Below are 8,656 nucleotides of genomic sequence, written 5' to 3' on the forward strand. Positions count from 1 at the left end.
TTTGATGGGCCTAAAAGTTTTATTTTAACAAAGCTAAAAAAGTTTCGACAGATAACACTCAACTTCCTTGAATTTCTATGCCATTCAAAGGATCAGATGCTTTTTAGTAAATCATTCAAGTACTTTGGAGCAAGGGCCAAACGGCTTCCATACCATGAAAAAAATTCACCATCCACAATTCTTACTTTTGCATTTACAAATTCAAGCTCAAACTCCTTAATATGCTTGTCAGCAAAAGGAAATGGCTCTGAAGAAAGAAAAATCAGATCAACACCCAAATTAGCCAATTCCTTGAAAGTTATTGAGGGATAACGTAATTCATGGTTTTTGAATACATTTACCAGTCCACATTTTTCAAGCATAAAATCTATGAAATTATTAGATCCACTTACCATATAAGGGTCTTTCCATATAAAATAAGCAACCTTGTGTGATTTTGATTCTTCAACAGCTAAAAGTTCAAACTGCTGTCTTATTTGGGTGATTAAGGCCAATGATGCTTCTTCTTTTTGGGTTATTTTACCTAATTTTTGCATCATATCAAATGCATCATCCAATGTATTTATATCACTTACCCATACTGTATAATACTCCATAAGGAATTCAATTTGTTCTTTTTGATTTTCTTCCTTGTTACAGATAATAAGATCGGGCTTGAGCTTTTTTATCTTTCCTAAATCCAGATTTTTAGTACCCCCAACCCGGGTTTTGCTTTGGAATAGTACATCAGGATGAACACAAAATTTAGTGATTCCAACAATTTCAGTGTTTAAACCAATATCCCATAGAAATTCAGTTTGAGAAGGAACAAGTGAAATTATTCTTTCAGGAACTCCATTAATCTGAACTTCCCTTCCTAACTGATCAATATGAATTGTTATTTCTGAAATTCCCATAAAGGCATATAAATTTAAAACTGCTAATTATTAATAAAGAATGGTTCACTACAGGCTTTGATTAATAGAAAGGGAGTAGGTCAAATTGAATTCAAAAACAAAGCCTTACCAATTATTAAAAACTTCGGTAAGGCTTTGTTATCAGGTAATTAAATACAAGTATTATCTGGCAATGGCATTGATCAGATCATGTTTTGTAACTATATGCATAGAATTGTCATCCAGTTTAACAAGCACTGCTGCATTGTTTTTATTAATTAATTTTGAAATATCTTCCATTTTGGCGTTTTTTGAAACAATAGGGAAGGCAGTTTGCATTATTTCTTCAACCATAGATTTTTTCAATTCAGGGTTATCCGTTAGAATTCCCAGTAAATGATTATCACTAATTGAACCTACAAATTCTCCGTTTTTTATCACAGGAATTTGAGAAATATTAAATCTGGTCATTTTGTACATGACTTCAGCCACCGATTGATTAGCATCAGCCGTAATTAACTTTTCGTTTTTATGGTTTTCAATAAGGTCAGTGGCAAGGGGAGATGCTTTTTCCAAAAAACCACGTTCACGCATCCAGTCATCATTGAATATTTTTCCAATGTACCTGCTTCCATGGTCATGGAATATAATTACAACAAGATCATCCTCCTTTAATTGATCCTTCATTTGTAAAAGTCCTGCAACAGCACATCCTGCAGAGTTTCCAACAAAAATGCCTTCTTTTCTGGCTATCTCTCTCGTCATTACCATACCATCTTTGTCGGTTACCTTTTCAAAGTGATCAACAACATCAAAATCAACATTTTTAGGTAAGATGTCCTCACCGATTCCTTCTGTTAAATAAGAATAAATTTCATTTTCGTCAAATATCCCAGTTTCCTTGTACTTTTTAAATACAGATCCATAAGTATCGATGCCCCAAATTTTAATGTTTGGATTTTTTTCCTTAAGGTATTTACCTGCACCGGATAAAGTTCCACCTGTGCCAACACCTACAACTAAATGGGTTATTTTGCCTTCTGTTTGTTCCCATATTTCCGGCCCTGTTTGCTCGTAATTGGCAGCAGTATTTGATAAATTATCATATTGGTTTGGATAATATGAATTAGGAATTTCACTGGCCAGCCTTCTTGCAACTGAATAATAGGAGCGGGGATCTTCCGGTGTAACGTTGGTAGGAGTTACAACCACTTCGGCTCCAACGGCTCTTAAAATATCCATTTTTTCTTTGGATTGTTTATCAGGCATTGTACAAATAAGACGATATCCTTTTACAATACAGGCAAGTGCCAAGCCCATTCCTGTATTTCCTGAAGTACCCTCAATAATGGTTCCACCCGGTTTGATTAGTCCTGCTTTTTCAGCATCCTCAATCATTTTAAGGGCCATCCGATCTTTGATAGAGTTTCCAGGATTAAAAGTCTCAACCTTTGCCAAAACAGTAGCTTTAATGCCTTTTGTTACGTTGTTTAATTTAACTAAAGGAGTATTTCCAATGGTTTCAAGAATATTATTGTAGTACATTTTTGAGTTTTTGTTTTTTAATAAGGTGCAAAAGTAAATAATTATTTCACCCTTATAAATTTTTTTAAATTTCCCCTTGCTTCAGCCTTAAACTTTATCTATACAATTTTACTAAAAAAAGCTGCATCTCTTTTCAGAAATACAGCCTTTAGTAGTGTGTTAAGCATCAATTTTAAATTCCATATGTATTAAAAACATACAATTTAAATTACTGTTGCATTAGTAAATTTATTTTTTGCTGGAATTCTTTATTCTGCTGGTATGCAAGCATAATTTCTTTGTATTCATCAATTTCGATGTTTTTTTCTATAATTGCCTGTTCCATTTCATTCTGCATTTTCTCCTGAATCTCCTGAAAATGACCAATTGCTGTTTCAAATGATTTCATTTCTTTTTCAGTAACATCTAATTCAGCTTCTGGATTTTGTTTAGATTGAGCAATTTCATTGAAACGATCCACCTCAAGATTTTCCTTTTCTACTATTTTCAACATTTCTTGCTCTGTTTTCTGTTGTATAGCTTCTATATTTTTACTTGCCTCAATGAATTTAGTAATGGCTTCTTTAGGAAATTCTGTTTTAACCGGCTCTTTTTCTTCAATTGCTGGCATTGGCTGTTGGGCGAACACAGGCGCAAATATCAATAGGGTAAACAATAGTACGAAAGTTGTTTTTATGTTATTTTTCATGAGTTTTAATTTTTAGGATTATTAATTTAATAAATGTTTTTCAACAAATGATTAAACGGATAAAAAACCACCTAATTGTGTTGGTAATTAAAGCCAGTTGACTTGAAAGAGTTGAAAAGTAAAGGAATTGTGAATTTTTTAAGGTGTTTTAAGAGGAAACCTCAAGAAATTAAAAAACAATTTGCCTGGGAATGGAAAAATTTAAGTTTTTAAAAAAACATGGCAAAAGTAATGTGTTCCTTTCCCAAGTTCAATAAATTTAGCACTCAATTTTTTTTTCTTTTCGTCTGTTTTTAAATTTTCAACTGAACCTAATTGCTTTAACAGGTGTAATTCTACTAATAATGTAGGAGGGAAGCAGTAACATAATTACACAAATAACAAGGGTGCCAAGATTTAAAAATAAAACCTGGGTCCAAACTATATTAATTGGAACAGAAGAAAGGTAATAATTCGCTTCATCGAGTTTCACTATTTTAAATTGATACTGTAAGTAGCAAAGACCTAAACCAATAAGGTTCCCCAAAATCAACCCTTTTCCAATAATATAGGTGGCATTGTATAGAAAAATTTTTTGAATGCTGAAATTCTTCATTCCCAAAGCCTTTAAAATACCGATAGTACTTGTTTTTTCAAGTATTAAAATTAAAAGAGTGGCAATCATGTTAATTCCTGCAACAAGAATCATAAGTGCCAGAATAATTTTGACATTGATATCCTGCAAATCCAACCAGTCAAAAATTTGAGGATTCGCTTCTCTAACTGTTAATGCATTTAAATCATAACCAATTTCTTCATTTATTTCCTCGGCAATCTCATCCATATCATTGTAATCATTTAAAAACAATTCAAATCCGGAAATAAAACTTTGATCCCAATTGTTTAATTTTTGAACATGTTTAATGTCAGAAATCACATAGAGTTTATCAAATTCTTCCAATCCTGTTTGGTATATTCCTGTAATGTTTAACTTTCTAACCCTTGGTGGTTGTTCAATGAAATACATTAAAAGATTATCACCAACGTTCAATTTTAATTTTTTAGAAATATTTTTTGAAATAATTATATCATTTGTAGTGGAGGAATCCGTTACAACAAAAGATTTTCCTTCAATAATTTTATCATTAAAAAAACTCCAGTCAAAATCTTTATCTATGCCTTTAAGCAAAACACCTTCAATATCTTGTTCAGTTTTAATAATCCCAGGCTTTGTGGCATAAATTTGGATATGCTTTATTCCACTGTGCTTTTTTAGCAAAGGTAAAAAGTCCTGGTTTTTGTTTACCGGAGATGATTCAAGAAAATTGTGAGTTTCATAGTGCAATATTTGAATATGAGAACCAAAACCTATAACTTTATCCCGAATCTGAGACTTAAAGCCAGTTACAATAGCAATTGCAATCAACATAACTGCAATTCCCAGTGTAATTCCAAGTACCGCGATTTTGATAATGGGTCTAGACAAGCTGGATCCTTGATTACCCCCTTTAATTATACTGTTTGCAATAAAAAATGATGTATTCAAATTCTGAAAATAAAATAAGCTTGAAAAGCTACTATAAAAAAAGTAAAATTAGTCATTTTATTGCTTTGGTATTTATTCTGTTGGTAAACAATTGGAATATAAATGCACAAACCATTACAGAGTCAAAGTTTAAAGTCAAGTTTTCAGAAGATATTAAAACTGGGGCTGAACTTACGGATCTATATCTGCATCTGTTAAAAGGAAAATCCATTGCTGTGCTGGCAAACCAATCATCTGTAATTGATAAAACTCATCTTGTTGACACCCTTTTAAGCCTTGGAGTACAGGTTAAGAAGGTGTTTTGTCCAGAGCATGGATTCAGGGGAGATGCAGATGCGGGAGAATTAGTAAAAAACTATACAGATAAAAAAACAGGCCTTCCCATAATTTCTTTATACGGTAGCAATAAAAAACCTAAACCTGCTGATTTGAAAGGCATTGATATTGTAGTTTTTGATTTGCAGGATGTAGGTGCACGTTTTTATACCTATATATCTAGCATGCATTATATGATGGAGGCTTGTGCAGAAAACAATGTGAAGTTTATGGTGCTGGACAGGCCTAATCCAAATGGGTTTTATGTTGATGGCCCTGTTTTGGAAGAAAAATATAAATCTTTTGTAGGCATGCATAAAGTACCGGTTGTGCATGGAATGACTGTTGCAGAATATGCCTGCATGATAAACGAAGAAGGGTGGTTGGCTAATGGAGTAAAAACTGATTTGACTTATATAAAAATCCAGGGATATACACACAATGACCTTTATCAACTACCCATTAAACCTTCCCCCAATTTATCAACAATGGAAGCGATTTATTTATATCCATCGCTTTGCTTTTTTGAAGGAACCATTATTAGCGTAGGAAGAGGAACTGAAAAACCTTTTAGGGTAATAGGACATCCAAAACTTGAGAATCAAACCTATAGTTTTACTCCCAAAAGTTTACCCGGAGCATCAAAGAGCCCTCTTTATGAAGGAATTTTATGTAATGGATATGACTTAACTGAAAATGGAAAAAACTTTGTTGTATCAGGACCTAGATTGAATTTACAGTGGCTAATTAGTACTTATGAAGATTCATCTGACAAAACCCTTTATTTTAATTCTTTTTTTAACAGTCTTGCCGGAACAAACAAACTTAAGCAACAAATTTTATCAGGTACAAGTGAACAGGCAATTCGAAATTGCTGGGAGCCCGATTTGATAAAATTCAAACTAATAAGGATGAAATACCTGCTTTATGAGGATTTTGAATAATTGCATTTTTTAAAATTCACTCATTCTTTTTTTGTAAAGCTTACAATAACAAAGTATCGCTAATAAAAAATAACCTTTCTGCTTTAAACGGAAATCTCTAATGGAAAGGCTAAAAAATTACAAGTTTGAAATTATTTTATCCTTTGGATATTTAACAAAATAACTAAATTTTATTTTTTTTGTGTCAGATGAAGGAAGTTTCATTTTCCATGCTATTTTTCCCGTTTCCTTATCAAATGTGCCACCCGATCCTTCTACCAATTCAACTTCTATTTCGCTGCTGGTACTTAAAGGAACCTGATCTTCAATATTGATTTCAATTTCCTGTTTTTTCTTATTTCGTACAATTATTTCATAAGCCTTTGTTTCTTTTGTGTTAATTCCAATTATCTTTTTTTCAGAATAATTTTTGAGTACTTCTCTTAAAACAACAACACTTTTGTCTCTGCCTAGTGAAATATCCAGGGTGTCAGCCGTTTTCATGGTATTCAGATAAGCTTTCCCTACAAATGTTCCATCAAAAAATACATTTGATTCACCTGAAATAAGATTGTATTTATCCCAGCCTGTAATTTTTGCAAGCAAAAAAGCATCTTTATCAAGTTTTGGGGCGCAAAAATAGGTATAAACTGCTGGTAAACTATAGTTTTGAATACCTACAGATTGAGGTTTTGATTCAGATGAAATAGTATAAGGTATGCTAATTTCATACAGTATATTTGTTTGTGTTTCCGAAACCTGGGTATAATCATAAGCATACCCTGCTTCTTTATCAAACTCTATTTCCTCTGATTTGCTATCATATTTTTTTTCCTGGCTTGGTTGACTTCTTGTGGGGGATTCAGAAGCTTTTAGTTTGCTGTTTCTGTAATACTGATTAGGATTGTAAAAAACCAGGCGCCATGGGTTTAATACAGGTTGTGTGCCACTTAAGGTAGGATTTCCTGTGGATAAAATTAATTTTACATTTTTCCATTCATTACCGGTGTTTTGAAAAACATTGGCTCTGTAATCCAATGTAATAGGACTATTGGAATCGCTTGCTCGAATATCATAAACTGGAGACCAACCTGCATTAGAAACATTGTAAGTTAGTGAAACTTTGGCAGTTCCTGGTGAATCAGCAGACACAGTCACAACTATTTCTCCCAGGCTTTTATTTCTTAATGAATTTTGTTCATTGAGTTGATTGTTAACTTTAACTAATTCATCATCTAGTTTTTTCTCTTTTAGTATGCTCTCAAGCGTTTTTGATTTTATTTCAACTAGACGGGTTCTTAAAATTGTTGCAATTTTATCAAGTTCGGCTGCATTAACACCAGTATTGGCCCCGCCAATATTTTTATTTGCTAGCAAAAATGATTCTTCTGCTTCATATACAAACCGAATGTTTTTTTGCAGGCTGATTTTGAGTTGTAAATTTTCAAGTGAATCTTCAAGTAATTTTATTTCTTTCGATTTAGGCTGCTCTGATAAATAATTTGTGTGAAAAGTAACAGCAAGTATAGTGAAATTACCCACTCCCTTTGCCTGAATGCTAATAGGATCAATATAAGGTGATAGATTGTCAAAAACCAAATCATTACTACCGGTAACAATTTGGCAGCTGCCACTGCTTGTAACAGATGCACCGCTTAAAAAAACTGTTACTTCTTTAATATCAGATTTTACTTTAGTTTCATTTTCTTTAGTTATTGCGAATAAATTATAAGTTACAATTAGCAATAAAAGGAGAAGTGATTTTTTCATAAGGGATAATTTAGAAACCATATTGTTAATGCAGCCAAGTTAATTATTTAATGAGCTTTTTGAAAAAAAAAGAAAAAATAGTTTTTCTTTTTTTTTTTTCGCGGTTAAAGAAGTGGATATTTCTTGGTAGCATTGCTATTATTAATCATAATCATTATAAGCTATAGTTTTTCTCATAAATGGTATTTCTTATTTTTTTTTGCCGTTTTTTCAAAAAATTGAGCGCATCGAGTAAGGGTTTTTCTTTTTTATATTGATCCTGAACTCTTTCATTTTGCAAATAATTTTTCATTATGCAAAAAACAGGGCTTAATATGGTTTTGAATGCATTTATTCAAATAATTGCAACTAACTGATTTTAAGTATATTGTAATTTTTTTATTGATTATTTTTCTTTTTGGAGGTTCTTTTGAAGTAGGGCTGTGGTTGAAAAAATTTATTATTAACTTAATTCTACTTATATGATAGCTCAAAAGCAAATTAAAATCGTTGTGTTGGAAGACAGTGAATTTTACAATTCAGTATTAACAAGACAACTTGAAAATTTTACTGAAGAATTTTCCCTGTTGAATAACATCCATTTTAGCATTCAGTCCTATACCCATTCTGAGGACTGCATTAGAAATCTGAAAGAGGATGTGGATATTGTTTTTTCTGATTATTATTTAGGAAATTCAATTACCGCATCAGATATCCTAAAGCATATGAAAGAAAAGTGCAGCTTATGCAAATTTGTGGTATTGTCTCAAACAGAGGATGAATTTATAATTGAAAAACTTCTAAGTGATGGTGCTTTTGCAGTGTTGCATAAAGACAAGGATGCCCTTTCCAAGAGTTGCCTGGTAATTGAGGAAATATTAATTCGATTTCATCAAAAATATTCAGAGTATGTAATCGGTAAATAGCAATACACAACTTTTGGTAAATAAGAATACACAGAAAATGGAAACAAGAGTGCACAGCTTTTAAACTTCAAAGGGGGTACCCCCTTTGAAGTTTAAAAGGATATTTGTCG

The 8,656-nt window shown here is 32.1% G+C and carries 7 protein-coding genes; 2 read left to right on the plus strand and 5 right to left on the minus strand.

Going from position 1 to position 8,656, the window contains the following annotated elements:
• Positions 1–92: 92 nt before the first annotated feature.
• The 4 genes from H0V01_12585 to H0V01_12600 all read right to left on the minus strand — a co-directional run bounded on the left by H0V01_12585 (position 93) and on the right by H0V01_12600 (position 4,516).
• On the minus strand, positions 93–881 hold the full coding sequence (locus H0V01_12585; GenBank protein ID MBA2584212.1) for an ABC transporter substrate-binding protein: 789 nt from the start codon (positions 879–881) through the stop codon (positions 93–95).
• A 177-nt stretch (positions 882–1,058) separates the two neighbouring features.
• Positions 1,059–2,420: a pyridoxal-phosphate dependent enzyme gene (locus H0V01_12590; protein MBA2584213.1), complete on the minus strand. Its 1,362-nt coding sequence runs from the start codon at positions 2,418–2,420 to the stop codon at positions 1,059–1,061.
• 208 nt (positions 2,421–2,628) lie between these two features.
• The gene (locus H0V01_12595) at positions 2,629–3,108 is read right to left on the minus strand and encodes a DUF4168 domain-containing protein (protein ID MBA2584214.1); all 480 of its coding nucleotides are present in this window, start codon (positions 3,106–3,108) and stop codon (positions 2,629–2,631) included.
• Between the two features lie 301 nt (positions 3,109–3,409).
• Positions 3,410–4,516 carry an ABC transporter permease gene (locus H0V01_12600; GenBank protein ID MBA2584215.1) on the minus strand — a complete coding sequence of 369 codons (1,107 nt, stop codon included), beginning with the start codon at positions 4,514–4,516 and terminating at the stop codon, positions 3,410–3,412.
• 107 nt (positions 4,517–4,623) lie between these two features.
• On the opposite strand from H0V01_12600, the gene H0V01_12605 reads away from it, so the two are divergent.
• Positions 4,624–5,892: a DUF1343 domain-containing protein gene (locus H0V01_12605; GenBank protein MBA2584216.1), complete on the plus strand. Its 1,269-nt coding sequence runs from the start codon at positions 4,624–4,626 to the stop codon at positions 5,890–5,892.
• Between the two features lie 117 nt (positions 5,893–6,009).
• Here the strand turns inward: H0V01_12605 and H0V01_12610 are convergent, their stop codons facing one another.
• Positions 6,010–7,641, minus strand: coding sequence for a DUF4139 domain-containing protein (locus tag H0V01_12610; GenBank protein MBA2584217.1), 1,632 nt, complete (start codon positions 7,639–7,641; stop codon positions 6,010–6,012).
• A gap of 461 nt (positions 7,642–8,102) precedes the next feature.
• On the opposite strand from H0V01_12610, the gene H0V01_12615 reads away from it, so the two are divergent.
• Positions 8,103–8,546, plus strand: a complete 444-nt coding sequence (locus tag H0V01_12615) for a response regulator (protein ID MBA2584218.1) — start codon at positions 8,103–8,105, stop codon at positions 8,544–8,546.
• Positions 8,547–8,656: the final 110 nt, after the last annotated feature.

It is taken from the genome of Bacteroidota bacterium, from assembly GCA_013696965.1.
Lineage (GTDB): Bacteria > Bacteroidota > Bacteroidia > JACCXN01 > JACCXN01 > JACCXN01.

Bases quoted from the DNA above. Each gene is read 5' to 3' on its own strand.
- H0V01_12590 (MBA2584213.1), bottom strand. From the start codon at position 2,420: ATGTACTACAATAATATTCTTGAAACCATTGGAAATACTCCTTTAGTT.
- H0V01_12595 (MBA2584214.1), bottom strand. From the start codon at position 3,108: ATGAAAAATAACATAAAAACAACTTTCGTACTATTGTTTACCCTATTG.
- H0V01_12600 (MBA2584215.1), bottom strand. From the start codon at position 4,516: ATGTTGATTGCAATTGCTATTGTAACTGGCTTTAAGTCTCAGATTCGG.
- H0V01_12605 (MBA2584216.1), top strand. From the start codon at position 4,624: ATGTATTCAAATTCTGAAAATAAAATAAGCTTGAAAAGCTACTATAAA.
- H0V01_12610 (MBA2584217.1), bottom strand. From the start codon at position 7,641: ATGAAAAAATCACTTCTCCTTTTATTGCTAATTGTAACTTATAATTTA.
- H0V01_12615 (MBA2584218.1), top strand. From the start codon at position 8,103: ATGATAGCTCAAAAGCAAATTAAAATCGTTGTGTTGGAAGACAGTGAA.